The organism is Fictibacillus sp. WQ 8-8 (genome assembly GCF_024494405.1).
Lineage (GTDB): Bacteria > Bacillota > Bacilli > Bacillales > Fictibacillaceae > Fictibacillus_C > Fictibacillus_C marinisediminis.
Genome location: NZ_JAMXKG010000002.1, coordinates 127,077 through 142,059, shown reverse-complemented (window position 1 = coordinate 142,059; position 14,983 = coordinate 127,077). Strand labels below are relative to the sequence as shown.

Below are 14,983 nucleotides of genomic sequence, written 5' to 3'. Positions count from 1 at the left end.
GGAGGATGACCATGAAAAAAGTATATATCATACATGAGAACGATGAATGGACAGATCATCTCACAAAGAGACTGGATGAGCTGCAAGTGCCTTATGAGCCATGGCATCTCGATCAGGGAACGGTTAATCTGGCAGAAGCCCCGCCCGAGGGCATTTTTTACAGCCGCATGAGTGCTTCCTCACATACAAGAGGACACCGTTATGCACCGGAACTTGCTGCCGGTGTCATTGCCTGGCTGGAAGCACATGGCCGAAAAGTGCTGAATGGCAGCCGCGCCCTTCAGCTTGAGGTGAGCAAGGTCGTTCAATATTTAGAGCTTGAGGCGCATGGGGTGAAGACGCCCAAAACCATTGCGGCTGTTGGCAAGGACCAAATTTTGCAGGCAGCTGAGCAGTTCAGCGGCAAACCGTTTATCACAAAGCATAACCGTGCAGGAAAAGGCCTTGGTGTTCAGCTTTTCCATTCATATCAAGGATTGAAAGAGTATGTGCTTGGCCCTGATTTCGAAGAGCCGGTGGATGGCATCACATTGATACAGGAATATATTGAATCGCCGGAATCTTATATTACACGCTGCGAATTTGTCGGCGGCAAGTTTGTTTATGCGGTTCGGGTGGATACCTCGGAAGGCTTTGAACTCTGTCCGGCAGACGCCTGCCAGATCGGTGACCTGTTTTGTCCTGCAGGAGAGGAAACGCCGGCCAAGCCGAAGTTTCAAATTCAGGAGAACTTCAATGAGTCAATCATTGAAAACTATATGAGTGTTCTGGCAGACAACAAGATTCATGTTGCCGGGATCGAATTTATAAAAGATAAAGACGGCACGATCTATACGTATGATATCAATACGAACACCAATTACAACTCTGATGCTGAAGCGGCTGCCGGAAAATATGGCATGCTGGAGCTTGCGAAATTTTTGCAGCAGCAGCTTGATTCATTGAATACAGCAACCGTGCAATAAGACAAAAAGAGCCTCCCGCCAGTAGCGGGAGGCTCTTTGTTTTTTCATTATCTACATGAAAAAGGGGGTGATAGGGATGTCCTTACTATAGCAGACCTCCTACACTACAGAGGAATTATGTGACCTTTTTGATATGTTTAATAAATTTGTGACAAAGTCCGTTATTTCACAGCCGGTTTCTGTCATATTTTTCAGGTATTTGTTTACTAGATTCATAGTATGATTTCTCCTTTCCGTGGCCACAATGAGGATAGAAAAGGAAAGGGGAGTTTTAAACATGAAAAGATCAAAAAAATCGCTAATGACTATACTATTCCTATCGCTGATCGCGATGCTGCTGTTTTTTGAAACCCAAACGAAGGTGGCCGATGCCACCATGAATGACTCTGCTAAAATTCCGAGTGATGCCATCAGGCTACGGATTCTGGCAAACAGTGACGCGGAAAAAGATCAGGCACTGAAAAGAAGAATCCGGGATAAAGTGAACGAACAGATCACAACTTGGGTGGGTGGCCTGGATTCACATGATCAGGCCGAAAAAGTGATCCGAAAACATTTGCCTGAAGTTGAAAACGTGGTAAAGTCCTACTTGAAAGATGCCGGGCTCAGCATTCCCTACAAAGTTCAATTCAACAATCATGTCGCCTTCCCGACAAAAATGTACGGAAATAATATCTACCCTGCCGGAAAGTATGAAGCGGTCCTCATTACACTTGGTAAAGGTAAAGGAGCCAATTGGTGGTGTGTATTGTTTCCGCCTCTATGTTTCCTTGATTTTGAAAACGGAGACGCGGTTAAAGCAGATCAGAAGGGTGTAAAGGAAATAGCCTCAGGAACTGCTCAGGACGCACCCGTTGTTCAAAAGCCTGAGGAAGAAAAAATAGAAGTTAAATTCTTTCTGGCAGACTTCTTTACCACCATCGCAGATAAGATCGGGAGTCTTTTCTCTTAAAAGCCCTGCATAACTTTCATGGTTGTTTCATAGACTTTTATAAAAAATGCTAGAGGGGTGAACACCATGACAATTCGTTTACGGGCGGCTATGCCGCATGAAGCAGGAAGTCTCGGTGACCTGGTAAAGCAGGCAGGTCTCGGAACGGACGGGATCAGAGAGGGAATCGAGAACTATCTGGTTGTGGAAAATGATGAAGGAGATACGATCGGAACAGTGGGCCTGGAAAGAGTTGGCCAGGACGGGCTGCTGCGTTCCTTCGTCATCAAGAAAGAATATTCGAATGAACAACTATTTCTGCGATTGATTCAAAGAATTTTGCTATACTGTAAGGAAAAAGGAGTGGAAACCCTGTATCTGCTTACGAAAGCTGTTCACCTTTTTGAGCCTTTATCGTTTCAGCCGGTAGCCGAAAAAGGAACTCCTTCCCATATTGAGAATACCGCCCACTACAAGAAAACAGCTGAAAAAGATGTTGTACTCCTGTACTGCACCTTGAATGACAAATGATTATCCACAAGTTATGCACATTTCTGGAGCATTTGTGTATAACTTGTGGATGATGTGCGAAATGAGCGTTAGAACACAGATTGGGCGGTTTGAAAGGATTTTTCACATGATAGAGTATAAAACCGAAGTATGGTCTGTGGATAAAAAAATGGATGAAGAAAAAGAATATCCACAAATTACGCAAGCTTCCTTTTGGATAAAGAAAAATGAAGTGGTGGCGTTCCCTACAGAAACAGTATATGGACTTGGAGGAAACGCGCTCAGTGATGAAGCCATCGAGAAAATTTTCCGGGCAAAGGGAAGACCGAGTGATAATCCGCTGATCGTTCATATCGCAAGTACTGAACAGCTTGAGGGGATTGTTGCTTCCATCCCGGAACGGGCAAAAAAACTGATGGATGCGTTCTGGCCGGGTCCCCTGACACTGGTTCTGCCCAAGGGAGAGGATGTGGCCGGCCGGGTGACAGCGGGGTTATCCACAGTGGCTGTTCGGATGCCTGATCATCCCGTTGCCATGAAACTGATCAAGGAATGCGGTCTTCCGCTGGCGGCTCCCAGCGCCAATGTCTCTGGAAGGCCTTCTCCAACGACTGCCCAGCATGTTTATGAGGATTTAAAAGGTAGAATCCCTGGTATTCTGGACGGAGGGGCAACAGGGGTCGGTGTGGAATCCACAGTGGTCGACTGCACGGCCGAAACACTTGTCATCCTTCGCCCGGGAGGAGTCACAAAAGAGCAGCTTGAAGAGGCGGCGGGTGAAACATCCATGGATCCTGGACTCCTCAATGAGAAGGAAGCACCCAAATCTCCGGGCATGAAATACACGCATTATGCGCCGGATGCTCCACTTTATCTTGTGGATGGCTCTCCTGCGTTTTTGCAGGAGCTTGTGGACAAGCAAAAAGAAGCAGGGCGGAAAATCGGTGTTCTCACTTCAGAAGAAAATGCATCCTTTTATCAGGCAGATACGATTATTCCGTGCGGGTCACGTGAAAAGCTGGAAAGTGTCGCACATCATCTGTACGACGCTTTGCGGGCGTTTAACGAGAGTGATGTGGATATCATCTATGGAGAAGTGTTCCCGAAAAAGGGCGTAGGTGCAGCCATTATGAACAGGCTTGAGAAATCGGCAGGCGGACAGATCATTAAAGAATAGAGCAAAAAGGAACAGGACAGCTGGCTGTCCTGTTTATTTATGGTCAGACAATAAAGGGGGCGCCCTCCTGATCGATCGAGAGCATGGGAAGCACCACTTTAAAGGTGCTGCCTTGTCCCAGCTCGCTCTTCACGTGGATCCTCCCGCCATGGTCCTCAATAATCTTATAGCAGACCATAAGGCCGAGCCCTGTCCCTTTCTCTTTTGTTGTATAAAAGGGTTCACCGAGTGAAGAGAGCTTATCAGAAGGAATTCCGCACCCTTCATCCGCAAACGACACCACCAGATCGTTCTCTTTCCGTTCAATGGAAATAAACACGTTTCCGCCATCCGGCATCGCTTCTATCGCATTTTTCAGCAGATTGATAAATACCTGTTTAAGCTGGTTGTCCACACTGGAGATTACAGGCAGATCGTCCTCTGCTTTAAAATAAATCTGCACGTTCATCAATATGGCCTGTGTTTCAATCAGTGAGATGACATGGCGCATCAGTTCAGTGATGTTGGTCGGCACGAGATTCATAACCTGCGGCTTGGCCAAGACCATAAATTCACTGACAATGGAATTGATCCTGTCAATTTCAGAGAGCATGATTTCATAGTACTCAAAGTCATTCTCTGCTTTCGATTCAAGCAGCTGCAAGAACCCTTTTATAGAGGTTAAAGGGTTGCGGATCTCATGGGCAGCACCAGCAGCCAGCTGGCCCAGAACAGAAAGCTTATCGGATTTTCTAAGCATTTCTTCTGTTTTTTTCCGCTCGGTGAGATCTCTGGATACAACCACGACGCTTTCCACATGGCCTTTTTCATTGATGACTGGTGTTGCGTTTGTTTCCAATACAACATAGGAACCATCGTTATGTTTCCAGCGAGCTTCATATTTTACAGGCTGTCTCGATTGGACCATGCGGCGCATGAGGAGAGTTACCCGTTTTTTGTCATCTTCATGCAGGAAATCAATGGCATTTTTTCCTAGATAATCTGCAGGATCCACACCTAAAATCATCTTGTTGGAAGGTGAGGAGTATGTGATCTTCCCTTGCCTGTCGGATGTTGCGATTAAATCCATCGTATTTTCGGCAATGATGCGGTATTTTTCTTCGCTCTCACGCAAGGCTTTTTCCTGTCGTTTTTTTTCAGTGATATCACGTGAAATACCCGAGTATGCGTGTACTCGGCCGTTTTGATCAAATATGGGAAACAGCGTGACACTCGAGTTCAGCAGGGATCCATCTTTGCGCTGACAAATCATCTCGTGGCCTATAATGGGAATTCCCTTTTTCACCGTCTGGATCATCTCCAGTGATTCCTGTAAATATTGATCAAGGACAATGGGGAAAATCGGGCTTCTGCAGTCCCTTAATTCTTCCTCTGTCCACCCGAACGTTTTTTCAAAAGCGGGGTTCAGCTTGATCGTTTGTTTATCGAAATCATAGATGGCGATCATGTCTGCGGAATGAGTAAACAGCGACTCCAGTGTTTCTTTTGTTTCCCTCAGTTCGGCTTCCTGCTTCTTCTTTTCCGTAATATCCTTTCCGATACAATACAGTCCCAGTACGTCATCGCTTACGATAATCGGTGTGATGGTCAGATTTACAAACCGAATTTCTCCGTCTTTTCTTTTCATCTTCATATCGTATGTTTTTGGAGTGCCCTTAAGGGCCTCCTCAAAACCTTGGACTGATTTTTCCAGATGTTCTTCCATCAGCAGGGGATGAAAGGTCATGCTGAGCAGTTCTTTCCCCGAGTAGCCGGTAAGAAGTTCTGCAGCCGGATTGACGGTCGTAAACTTCCCTTGGGAATCAAGGGAAAATAGTGCATCGATGTTATGCTCGATCAGCGAGCGGAACCTTTGCTCACTTTCTTCCAGCTGCCTCTCCATCATAACCCTATGGATCAGATCGATGCTTAAGCCCCGCACCTCAACGACTTTTCCATTTTCAAAGACTGGATTTAACGATACGAGGAATGGGACATTGTTCAGTTGGGCTTCATATGTAATATACTCTCCCTTCCAGGCCTGTTCGTAACAATCCATTTTAAAGGCGGCGAGCTCTTTCGGAAAAATTTCTTCAGGCGTCTTTCCGATCACCCATTCTTCTTTATAGCCCAATGAGTCAGAGAGTTCACCGCTGCACTCGGTCATTACGAAAGTTTCGCCTGATTTTATAAACTTGAACGTCATGCTCTGCTGTTTTGTAATTTCCATACGGTGTGCTTTCTTTTTTGATTCAGCAACTGCCGGATGAATCGATTTCCCGTCTTCAGCCATGAAAATTTCCCCTCCGATTCTTCCCGTTTTTCTATAACCTTTATTTACGGTAAAAAAAACTATATCCCTGCTAATGTCGAAAATTGCTTAATATTTGGTTTTTTCGAGGAACGGAAACGTCGATTCTAATCAATGGCGGACGTGCATAAGGTTGTACTAGCGGAGTTAGGGGGAAGGTGAATGGACGTCGTAACAATCGGTGAATGGCTGACGCTTTGGCTCATGTCTTTTGCTCTTGGTATGGATGCTTTTTCTATTGGGATCGGTATGGGAATGCTGCAATTAAGGCTGAGGCAGATTGTGAAAATAGGAGTAGTCATCGGACTGTTTCATATTGGGATGCCTCTTGCAGGACTATTGCTTGGCAAGCAGATTTCTTCTCATTTTGGGGGTATTGCAGTCATCATCGGCGGTTGTTTGCTGCTCCTTCTTGGTTTGCAGATGATCCGTTCTTCATTCAAGCCTGAGAATGAGCCGTTAGTGAATCCTGTCGGGTTTGGTCTGCTGCTTTTTGCTGTGAGCGCCAGCCTGGATAGTTTCTCTGTTGGACTAAGTCTGGGAATTTACGGAGCCCGTACGTTTCTCACCATATTCATGTTCGGAATTATGAGCATGCTGTTGACATGGGGAGGTCTGATGATGGGTAGAAAAGTTCAAAAGTGGCTCGGATCCTACAGTGAAGCGCTCGGCGGATTAATTCTGCTGGCTTTTGGCATCAAGCTCCTGCTTCCCTTATAATGCTGAAACAATAATTGAAAGATTGGCACTGAGCCAATCTTTTTTTATACTTGTAAATAAAGACATTGAAGATGAGGGTGGGAAATCATGAAAAAGATCTTATTTGTTTGTACAGGAAATACGTGCCGAAGTCCGATGGCGGCTGCATTGCTTAAATACCTGGGAAAAGGAAAAGTTGAAGTAAGGTCAGCTGGCGTCTTTGCCGCTGAGGGGGCAGGGGCGAGTACCCATGCGGTGACGGCGATGTCGGAACAAGGCATCCCATTCAAACATGAATCCAAACCCTTGACTGAAACACTTGTCCGTTGGGCCGACCTTGTCCTGACGATGACAGAAAGCCATAAACATACGGTTTGCCATCAATATCCGGAGGCTGTGGAGAAAGCATACACACTTAAAGAATACATCTATCAAAACGATGACTATGAAAAGCAGCTTTCAGAGCTTCATCAGGCGTATGCTGAAATTGAAACAATAAGAGCTTTCTATAAAAATAAATGGGATCAGGCCGATACTAATGACAAGCAAGCGGTTCAGGAGAAATTTGAAGCTGATATTCAGCCTTTCAAAGAAAAAATTATCTCGCTGGAAAACAGCTTGCCTTCCCTGGACATCATTGACCCGTTTGGCGGAAGTATCGATCTTTATCGCGAGACGAGAGCCGAGCTTGAAAGCCTCATTGAAAAACTCATAAAAAAGATTTAAACAGAGATGGCCTCTTCATATTTCCGTTATCACCGGTTTAACCGGTTGAAACAATGTAAAATTCAATTTAAAATTGAAGTAGAATACGGAAATATACAGGAGGATCAGATGAGAGTAGCGATTGGTTCAGACCATGCAGGAGTAGAGCTTCGTAAGGAAATTGTGAGCATGATGCAGGAGATGGGCATGGATGTAAAAGATATGGGCTGTGAATGCAGCACCTCGGTAGATTATCCGGATTACGCCATTCCCGTAGCGGAAATGGTGGCAAGCGGAGAGGCTGATCGGGGCATATTAATCTGCGGTACGGGAATAGGTATGAGTATAGCGGCAAACAAAGTAAAAGGAATCCGCTGTGCCCTTGTGCACGATTTGTTCAGCGCCAAAGCGACACGCCTGCACAATGACAGCAACGTGCTGGCGATGGGTGAACGGGTCATCGGACCTGGACTGGCTTTGGAAATTGCAAAGGTATGGCTGACGACAGAATATGAAGGCGGCCGCCACAGCAAACGAGTCGGAAAAATTTCTGATTATGAAGCGCAGGGTGCAAAATAGGCGGAAGTACCGCAACGAAAGGGTGACAGAAGAGGCTGGACGCTGATTCTCACCTCAAAAGAAGGGACGATTCAACCAATGAGTGACCAGCTGCAAACTGTTGAGAAGCAGGTCTTTCATGCACTATCTGATTTACAAAAACAAGCCCAGTTAAAGCCGGGACAGCTGCTGGTCGTAGGGGCCAGTACGAGTGAAGTAACCGGAGGGAAAATTGGCACTTCCGGAACGATGGAAGCGGCTCAAGCTCTTTATAATGGGGTAAAAACCTTTCAGGAAGAAAGTCAGGCCGCTCTTGCCTTTCAATGCTGTGAGCATTTGAACAGAGCACTTGTGATGGAGCGTGAGATCGCTGACAGGCTTCGATATGAAGAAGTCCGTGTTGTGCCTGCGCGTTCGGCAGGCGGCGCACTCGCCACTTATGCCTTCCATCATCTAAATGATCCAGTCGTCGTTGAATACATTAAAGCAGATGCCGGAATTGATATCGGGGATACCTTTATCGGCATGCATCTGAAGCATGTTGCTGTACCCGTAAGAACGGAAGTAAAAAGCATCGGGGAAGCCCACGTTACCCTCGCCAAAACAAGGCCAAAGCTGATTGGCGGAGAGCGTGCTGTATATCCATCCAAGGAAGACATCCGCTGCTTTTAATAGATAAAGAAAAAAACCGCCTGTAGAAGGGCGGTTTTTTTTTGTGCTGGAGAGGGTGGTTTCTTATGAAAATGATGGGTTTTGCAAGTATTTGAAGCATTTTTGCAAGTAAGTGGGCGATTTTCGCAAGTAAACGCAGAGTTTCCGCAAGTAAACCATGTCGAACCGCAAGTAAAAGTATCAATTCCGCAAGTAATTCTTCCCCTCTGCAGTTTCTTGTTAGAACTTCTTCTCCGAAATCGCCGACCGCATGCGCTGCAGCGATTTTTTTGCTTCTTCCTTGCCGGCCATCATCACATTCACATAGAGCGCATCGATAATACTGAGCTGTGCAATCCGGGAAGAGAGTGCTTCAGACCGGAATTCAGTCTCCCTCGAGATCGTATGCAGGGAGATATCAGCCTTCTCACTGAGCGGAGACTTTGCATAATCGGTAAGCGAGATGGTGCGGCAGCCATTCTCTTTCGCCACCCTCATGACGTGCAGCAAATCCTTATTTGTTCCGGAATGGGAGATAAAGAGAGCCACATCCCGCTCCGTCAGCTGGGAGGCAGACATCAGCTGAAAGTGCGTATCGGTATAAGCGATGCTTGGTTTGCCGGTACGGATAAATTTATGATGAGCGTCCATAGCGATGATGCCTGATCCGCCGTTTCCGTAGAATTCGATCTTTTGAGCGGCGAGCAGGCAATCGACAGACGCCTGAAAACTTTTTTCATCCAGCATCTGCCGGGTATCTTCGAGTGTGCCGATGTTGGATTGAAATACTTTTTCGGCGATCTGGGCAGGTGTGTCGCTTTCTAATATGGTCTCATGGATATCCTGAAGCGGGCCGACAATATCAGAGGCAAGTGCAATTTTTAATGCTTGAAATCCCTTGAAGCCCAGCCTTTTACAAAACCGGAAGACCGTCGCATCCGCTACCTCCAAATGATCAGCCACTTCATTAATGCTCGAGTGGATGATATTTTGAGGATTCTCCAATATAAAGTCAGCAATCTTTTTTTCTTTTTCGCTTAATATGCCATAAGAAGAGCGAATTTTGGATAAACAGTTTGAAGCTGCCATGTTCGTTCTTCCTTTCTTGTACCGTGACGTTTGGCTCTATCATAATATGAAATTTATTTTCTTGTAAACGGAAAAAATTTTAGTATATAATAGCGATGGAAGAAAAAAATTTTCAAAAACCATAATCATGGTTTGTTTGAAAGGGGCATTTATATATGCAAATCGGAATGATCGGCCTTGGTAAAATGGGTTACAATCTTGTTCTTAATCTGCTCGACCACAACCACGAGGTAGTAGCGACAGACGTGAACAAAGAACAGGTGAAAAATATTACGAACGATGGAGCAACAGGCGTTGAATCGATCAAAGAACTAGTCAGCGGACTAAGCACACCGCGTGTAGTTTGGATGATGGTACCTGCGGGAAACATAACAGAAGATGTTCTTGCTGAACTGAAAAACGTATTGGAGCCTGGAGATATTGTAATCGACGGCGGAAACTCCAACTATAAAGATACACTGCGGCGTGCAGAAGAGTTAAAAGAAAAAGAGCTTCACTTTGTCGATGTAGGGACAAGCGGAGGCACTGACGGAGCACGAAACGGTGCTTGTACAATGATCGGTGCAGAGCCTGAAGTATTTGAAATCATCGAACCGATTTTCAAAGATCTTTCCGTGGAAAACGGCTACCTCTATACAGGAAAAGTCGGAAGCGGACATTTCTTGAAAATGGTTCACAACGGCATCGAGTACGGTATGATGCAGGCGATCGCTGAAGGATTCGAAGTTCTTGAGAAAAGCCAGTTTGATTATGACTATGAAGCGGTTGCGAAAATGTGGAACCACGGTTCAGTTGTCCGCTCTTGGCTCATGGAGCTGACTCAGAACGCATTCTCCAAAGATCCTAAGCTTGAAGGCATTAAAGGTGTGATGAACTCTTCTGGAGAAGGAAAATGGACAGTGGAAGCTGCCCTGGACCTTCAAGTTCCAGCACCGGTTATCGCTCTTTCCCTCATGATGCGCTACCGTTCACTTGAGGACGATACGTTCACAGGCAAGGTAGTAGCTGCTCTTCGCAATGAATTCGGCGGGCATGCAGTGGTAAAAAAATAATTTCAAGCAAAGGGGGTGACTTATTCTAATAGTGTCACCCTCTCTTTTTATCATGTAATTTCAAACGGACTTCGTTACATACTAAGCTATAGACAGGCAAGTGTAAGATCGGAAAGGATGGTAGGTATGGATTCAAAAAAGTACTTGATGGGTGTGGACATCGGGACAACGAGTACGAAAGCAGTGATATTTGACCGAAAAGGAGCTGTCATTTCTCAGCATACAGTGGGCTATCCGCTGTTAAGTCCAACGCCGTCTACTGCAGAGCAGGAGCCGGAAGAAATTTTGAGAGCCGTATTTACCTGTATCAAACAAAATATGGCAGAGAGTCTCGTTTCTCCGGATGATCTAGAGCTGATCTCATTCAGTTCAGCGATGCACAGTGTCATTGCAGTGGATGCCAAGGGGAATGCACTGACGAAGAGTATCACTTGGGCGGATAACAGAAGTGCTTCCTATGCCGAAAAAATTAAGGAAGAACTCAACGGCCATGAAGTTTACTTAAAAACAGGTACACCGATCCACCCGATGTCGCCGCTGTCAAAGCTTCTCTGGATGAAGCATGAACTGAATGAAGCCTATACGCTTGCACATAAGTTCATCGGGATCAAAGAGTATGTGTTTTACAAGCTTTTTGGAGTGTTTCTTATCGACTATTCCATCGCATCGTCAACAGGAATGATGAACCTTGAAAAGCTGGAATGGGATCAGGAAGCTTTGAGCATTGCCGGCATTACGAGTGAAAAACTTTCCACGCTTGTTCCGACTACCCATGTTGTAAAAGGGCTTGCGCCTGAACTTGCCGATAAACTGGGCTTACGCACGGAAACTCCGTTTATTATCGGAGCCAGTGACGGCGTGCTTTCCAACCTTGGTGTTAACGCGATTGAACCGGGTGTTGTTGCCGTTACGATCGGGACAAGCGGTGCCATCCGTACGGTCAGTGACAGGCCGATCACCGACCAGAAAGGCCGGACGTTCTGTTATGCGCTGACAGATAAACATTGGGTGATCGGGGGACCTGTAAACAACGGCGGCATGACGTTCCGATGGGTCAGAGACCAGTTCGGTGCCGCTGAAGCAGAAACAGCAAAGCGCCTTGGAGTCGATCCTTACGAGATGCTGACTGAAATCGCAAAAAAGGTCTCTCCCGGAGCCGACGGTCTTTTATTTCACCCGTACATGGCAGGAGAACGAGCGCCGCTCTGGAACGCCAATGCGCGCGGCTCATTCTTTGGGCTTGCTCTCTACCATAAAAAAGAGCATATGATCCGGGCGGTGCTCGAAGGAGTTATTTTCAACCTTTACAGTGTCTTGCTCGCTCTTCAGGAATTAATCGGGATTCCAAAAGGGGTGCAGGCGACTGGCGGGTTTGCCCGTTCTGCTCTTTGGCGGCAGATGATGGCTGACATCTTCAATCAAGATGTGACGATTCCTGAGAGTTTCGAAAGCTCTTGTCTCGGGGCGGTCATCCTTGGATTGTATGCATTAGAAGAAATTGATGATTTCTCCATCGTATCCGAGATGGTCGGCAGCACGCATCAGCACAAGCCAAACCCTGAAAACGTCGATACGTATCAGGAGCTGATGTCCATCTTCCTATCCGTCTCACGCAGCCTGGAGGATGAGTATAAACAGATTGCCGATTTCCAAAGAAAAAGGCTGGAAATGTAATGGAAAGGAGCAGTTCCCTTTTTATGGGGGACTGTTCTTTTTTGTGTGGAAAAAATGGAAGCGGCTACTCTTTTTTAAATTAAAAGAGACGTAACAAATCCCCGGAAGGCTATGTTACAATGGGTTTGAATTAAGGACTTTTACACGAAGGGGATGCGCACACTTGGAAAAGCTAGCTGTTCAAGATCAAGAAGTTTTTGCTGCTATACAGGACGAACTAGGCCGTCAGCGGAATAAGATTGAGCTTATTGCATCAGAAAACTTTGTAAGTCAAGCGGTAATGGAGGCTCAAGGATCCGTACTGACCAACAAGTACGCGGAAGGATATCCTGGCCGCCGTTATTACGGAGGATGCGAATATGTTGACGTAGCTGAGGATTTAGCAAGAGACCGTGCCAAGAAAATCTTTGGAGCGGAACATGTCAACGTTCAGCCTCATTCCGGTGCACAGGCGAATATGGCTGTGTATTTTACCGTATTGGAGCCAGGTGACACTGTCCTCGGAATGAATCTATCACACGGAGGGCATTTGACTCACGGAAGCCCGGTTAACTTTTCCGGCGTTTTGTACAATTTTGTTGAGTACGGGGTGGACAAAGAAACTCATCTCATCAACTATGAGGATGTCCGCCAAAAAGCGCTTGAGCATGAGCCGAAAGTGATCGTGGCTGGTGCGAGTGCCTATCCAAGAGCTATTGATTTCAAAAAGTTCCGTGAGATTGCCGATGAAGCAGGAGCGTATCTCATGGTAGACATGGCGCATATCGCTGGGCTTGTGGCAGCGGGGCTTCATGAGAATCCGGTTCCTTACGCTGATTTTGTAACAACAACTACGCATAAAACATTGCGCGGCCCTCGCGGCGGAATGATTTTCTGTAAAGAAGAGTTTGCCAAGAAAATTGATAAATCCATTTTCCCTGGAATCCAGGGTGGACCCCTTATGCATGTCATTGCAGCTAAAGCTGTCGCATTTGGCGAAGCATTAAGCGAAGACTTTAAAACGTATGCCGGACAAATCATTGATAACGCAAAAAGGCTGGCTGATTCTCTTAAAAAAGAAGGAATCACGCTTGTGTCCGATGGCACAGACAATCATTTGATCCTGATTGACGTAAGCAAGCTCGGCATTACGGGCAAGATTGCTGAAAAAGCATTGGATGATGTCGGTATTACCGTAAACAAAAACACGATTCCATTCGATACTGAAAGCCCGTTTGTAACAAGCGGAATCCGTATCGGTACTGCTGCTGTTACATCCCGTGGCTTCGGACTTGAAGACATGGATGAAATTGCATCCCTGATCGCGCTTGTTGTTAAAAATCCTGAAGGTGAAGAAGCATTGAAGGAAGCAAGCGAGCGTGTAGCTGCTCTTGCCGGGAAGTATAAGCTGTACGAGTAAGAAAAGAGATGTTTTTACAAAGGCGCCCTGCAGAGGGCGTCTTTTTTTGTAGCTGGCTGTTTCGTAACCTTTGTTGCTCCTTAGGAGTGGTTGATTTCCGTTTCAGGATGCTCGCTTTTACCGGCGTAAACGCCTACTTTCGCGGGGCGTGCGTTAAGCCCCACGGCGCAAGCGCCTTTGGGTCTTACCTGTCACGCTACCCCCGCAGGACAAGGAAGGCTTCGGCAGCGTTATATCGCACGAAGAAAATGTGAAATTCATTTTCGAGGAGTCTCGCACCTTGCACTCGAATCAACTAATCAATGAATGTTTTTCACAAAAAAGTTACCAAAGCAACAATCTTTTAGAATAGCCCCCAAGTCTTTTACCTCAAAGGCGGGAGGTGATAGCTGGCGTTTCAATCACACCTCGCTTAAATTCTGTAAAGTTAAGAGAATGTTCATTTGTAAATTGCAGAAAACTTGTATACTCTTAAGGAGAATTGATCTGTGATTGAATAGTTAGTATATAAATTTAAGGTAGTAGAGGTGAAAAGATGGCTAAACAAAAACCAAAAGGAAAGAGCAAGGCAAAGTCTCAGACGAAAAACTATGTCCGAAACAAAAACCAAAAATCTTCAAGCTGGATTTTCTGGTTCATCGGTATTATTGCGTTAGGTATCATTGTCGTCTTGTTTGTGGGCAATCCGGGGGACAAGGGGAAAGACTCGAATCAAAATGTCTCGATTGATTATAAAGGGCAGCCTTATTTAGGTGATCAATCTGCTGATGTGAAGGTTATTGAATTTGGGGATTATAAATGCCCGAACTGCAAAAACTTCAACATGTCATTTTTCCCTGAAGTTGATAAAGACCTGATTAAAACAGGCAAAATTAAGTTTTATTTTATCAACTACCCGTTCATCAACGTAGATTCAAGGCGATCGGCACAGTTTGCGGAAACCGTGTATGCGGAACTAGGCAACGACAGCTTTTGGAAGTTCCACGAGCTCTTATATAAAAAGCAGCCCGCAGACCCAGAAGACGAACACCGTGATATCTTTAAAGAGGGCTTCCTGGTGAAGACGCTGGCAGAAGCGACGTCTGAAAAAGATGCAGCCAAAGTGAAAAAGGCATTCAGCAGCTCGAATCATGATGAGGACGTAAAGAAGGATGAGGCACTCGTAAGCAAGCTAAACGTGGAATTTACTCCAACACTCTTTGTAAACGGCAAAAAGTTTACAGGAAGCACGTACGGAGACTTTAAGAAACAAGTAGAAGAAGCAGCGAAAGGGAAGAAGTAAG

General features: G+C 45.8%; 14 protein-coding genes. 12 read left to right on the top strand and 2 right to left on the bottom strand.

Annotated elements, in window-relative coordinates; translation table 11 throughout:
• Positions 1-11 precede the first annotated feature (11 nt).
• The 4 genes from M1K46_RS04455 (at position 12) to M1K46_RS04440 (ending at position 3,583) form a co-directional block, all read left to right on the top strand.
• The gene (locus M1K46_RS04455; protein ID WP_256225112.1) at positions 12-965 is read left to right on the top strand and encodes an ATP-grasp domain-containing protein; all 954 of its coding nucleotides are present in this window, start codon (positions 12-14) and stop codon (positions 963-965) included.
• Between the two features lie 277 nt (positions 966-1,242).
• The gene (spoIIR, locus tag M1K46_RS04450) at positions 1,243-1,917 is read left to right on the top strand and encodes a stage II sporulation protein R (protein WP_256225111.1); all 675 of its coding nucleotides are present in this window, start codon (positions 1,243-1,245) and stop codon (positions 1,915-1,917) included.
• Between the two features lie 66 nt (positions 1,918-1,983).
• On the top strand, positions 1,984-2,427 hold the full coding sequence (locus M1K46_RS04445; RefSeq protein ID WP_062238293.1) for a GNAT family N-acetyltransferase: 444 nt from the start codon (positions 1,984-1,986) through the stop codon (positions 2,425-2,427).
• 106 nt (positions 2,428-2,533) lie between these two features.
• Positions 2,534-3,583 (top strand): L-threonylcarbamoyladenylate synthase, encoded by a 1,050-nt coding sequence (locus M1K46_RS04440; RefSeq protein ID WP_256225110.1) that lies wholly within the window; start codon positions 2,534-2,536, stop codon positions 3,581-3,583.
• Positions 3,584-3,626: 43 nt separating this feature from the next.
• On the opposite strand, the gene M1K46_RS04435 is transcribed toward M1K46_RS04440, so the two are convergent.
• Positions 3,627-5,855: a PAS domain S-box protein gene (locus M1K46_RS04435; RefSeq protein ID WP_256225109.1), complete on the bottom strand. Its 2,229-nt coding sequence runs from the start codon at positions 5,853-5,855 to the stop codon at positions 3,627-3,629.
• A gap of 180 nt (positions 5,856-6,035) precedes the next feature.
• Between M1K46_RS04435 and M1K46_RS04430 the strand changes: the two genes are divergently transcribed.
• From M1K46_RS04430 to M1K46_RS04415, 4 genes are all read left to right on the top strand, one after another.
• Positions 6,036-6,593, top strand: coding sequence for a manganese efflux pump MntP family protein (locus tag M1K46_RS04430; protein ID WP_256225108.1), 558 nt, complete (start codon positions 6,036-6,038; stop codon positions 6,591-6,593).
• A gap of 87 nt (positions 6,594-6,680) precedes the next feature.
• Entirely contained in the window at positions 6,681-7,298 is a 618-nt protein-coding gene (locus M1K46_RS04425) for a low molecular weight protein arginine phosphatase (RefSeq protein ID WP_256225107.1), read from the top strand.
• Between the two features lie 108 nt (positions 7,299-7,406).
• Complete coding sequence (gene rpiB / locus M1K46_RS04420) at positions 7,407-7,856, top strand: ribose 5-phosphate isomerase B (RefSeq protein ID WP_256225105.1); 450 nt, start codon at positions 7,407-7,409, stop codon at positions 7,854-7,856.
• 78 nt (positions 7,857-7,934) lie between these two features.
• The gene (locus M1K46_RS04415) at positions 7,935-8,507 is read left to right on the top strand and encodes a TIGR01440 family protein (protein WP_256225104.1); all 573 of its coding nucleotides are present in this window, start codon (positions 7,935-7,937) and stop codon (positions 8,505-8,507) included.
• A gap of 219 nt (positions 8,508-8,726) precedes the next feature.
• Here M1K46_RS04415 and M1K46_RS04410 read toward each other — a convergent pair whose 3' ends face one another.
• The gene (locus M1K46_RS04410) at positions 8,727-9,575 is read right to left on the bottom strand and encodes a MurR/RpiR family transcriptional regulator (protein ID WP_256225103.1); all 849 of its coding nucleotides are present in this window, start codon (positions 9,573-9,575) and stop codon (positions 8,727-8,729) included.
• A gap of 155 nt (positions 9,576-9,730) precedes the next feature.
• Here M1K46_RS04410 and gnd point away from each other — a divergent pair, with 155 nt between their 5' ends.
• From gnd to M1K46_RS04390, 4 genes are all read left to right on the top strand, one after another.
• Complete coding sequence (gnd, locus tag M1K46_RS04405) at positions 9,731-10,627, top strand: phosphogluconate dehydrogenase (NAD(+)-dependent, decarboxylating) (protein ID WP_053356463.1); 897 nt, start codon at positions 9,731-9,733, stop codon at positions 10,625-10,627.
• A 126-nt stretch (positions 10,628-10,753) separates the two neighbouring features.
• Positions 10,754-12,301 carry a gluconokinase gene (gene gntK, locus M1K46_RS04400; RefSeq protein WP_256225101.1) on the top strand — a complete coding sequence of 516 codons (1,548 nt, stop codon included), beginning with the start codon at positions 10,754-10,756 and terminating at the stop codon, positions 12,299-12,301.
• Between the two features lie 163 nt (positions 12,302-12,464).
• Positions 12,465-13,700, top strand: a complete 1,236-nt coding sequence (glyA, locus tag M1K46_RS04395; RefSeq protein ID WP_256225100.1) for a serine hydroxymethyltransferase — start codon at positions 12,465-12,467, stop codon at positions 13,698-13,700.
• Between the two features lie 535 nt (positions 13,701-14,235).
• A complete protein-coding gene (locus M1K46_RS04390; RefSeq protein WP_256225098.1) occupies positions 14,236-14,982 on the top strand; it encodes a DsbA family protein in 747 nt (248 codons plus the stop codon).
• The last annotated feature ends 1 nt before the right edge of the window (position 14,983 follow it).

What these genes read in the sequence shown, in the direction of transcription:
- M1K46_RS04455 (WP_256225112.1), top strand. Translation starts at nt 12, where the DNA reads ATGAAAAAAGTATATATCATACATGAGAACGATGAATGGACAGATCAT.
- spoIIR (WP_256225111.1), top strand. Translation starts at nt 1,243, where the DNA reads ATGAAAAGATCAAAAAAATCGCTAATGACTATACTATTCCTATCGCTG.
- M1K46_RS04445 (WP_062238293.1), top strand. Translation starts at nt 1,984, where the DNA reads ATGACAATTCGTTTACGGGCGGCTATGCCGCATGAAGCAGGAAGTCTC.
- M1K46_RS04440 (WP_256225110.1), top strand. Translation starts at nt 2,534, where the DNA reads ATGATAGAGTATAAAACCGAAGTATGGTCTGTGGATAAAAAAATGGAT.
- M1K46_RS04435 (WP_256225109.1), bottom strand. Translation starts at nt 5,855, where the DNA reads ATGGCTGAAGACGGGAAATCGATTCATCCGGCAGTTGCTGAATCAAAA.
- M1K46_RS04430 (WP_256225108.1), top strand. Translation starts at nt 6,036, where the DNA reads ATGGACGTCGTAACAATCGGTGAATGGCTGACGCTTTGGCTCATGTCT.
- M1K46_RS04425 (WP_256225107.1), top strand. Translation starts at nt 6,681, where the DNA reads ATGAAAAAGATCTTATTTGTTTGTACAGGAAATACGTGCCGAAGTCCG.
- rpiB (WP_256225105.1), top strand. Translation starts at nt 7,407, where the DNA reads ATGAGAGTAGCGATTGGTTCAGACCATGCAGGAGTAGAGCTTCGTAAG.
- M1K46_RS04415 (WP_256225104.1), top strand. Translation starts at nt 7,935, where the DNA reads ATGAGTGACCAGCTGCAAACTGTTGAGAAGCAGGTCTTTCATGCACTA.
- M1K46_RS04410 (WP_256225103.1), bottom strand. Translation starts at nt 9,575, where the DNA reads ATGGCAGCTTCAAACTGTTTATCCAAAATTCGCTCTTCTTATGGCATA.
- gnd (WP_053356463.1), top strand. Translation starts at nt 9,731, where the DNA reads ATGCAAATCGGAATGATCGGCCTTGGTAAAATGGGTTACAATCTTGTT.
- gntK (WP_256225101.1), top strand. Translation starts at nt 10,754, where the DNA reads ATGGATTCAAAAAAGTACTTGATGGGTGTGGACATCGGGACAACGAGT.
- M1K46_RS04390 (WP_256225098.1), top strand. Translation starts at nt 14,236, where the DNA reads ATGGCTAAACAAAAACCAAAAGGAAAGAGCAAGGCAAAGTCTCAGACG.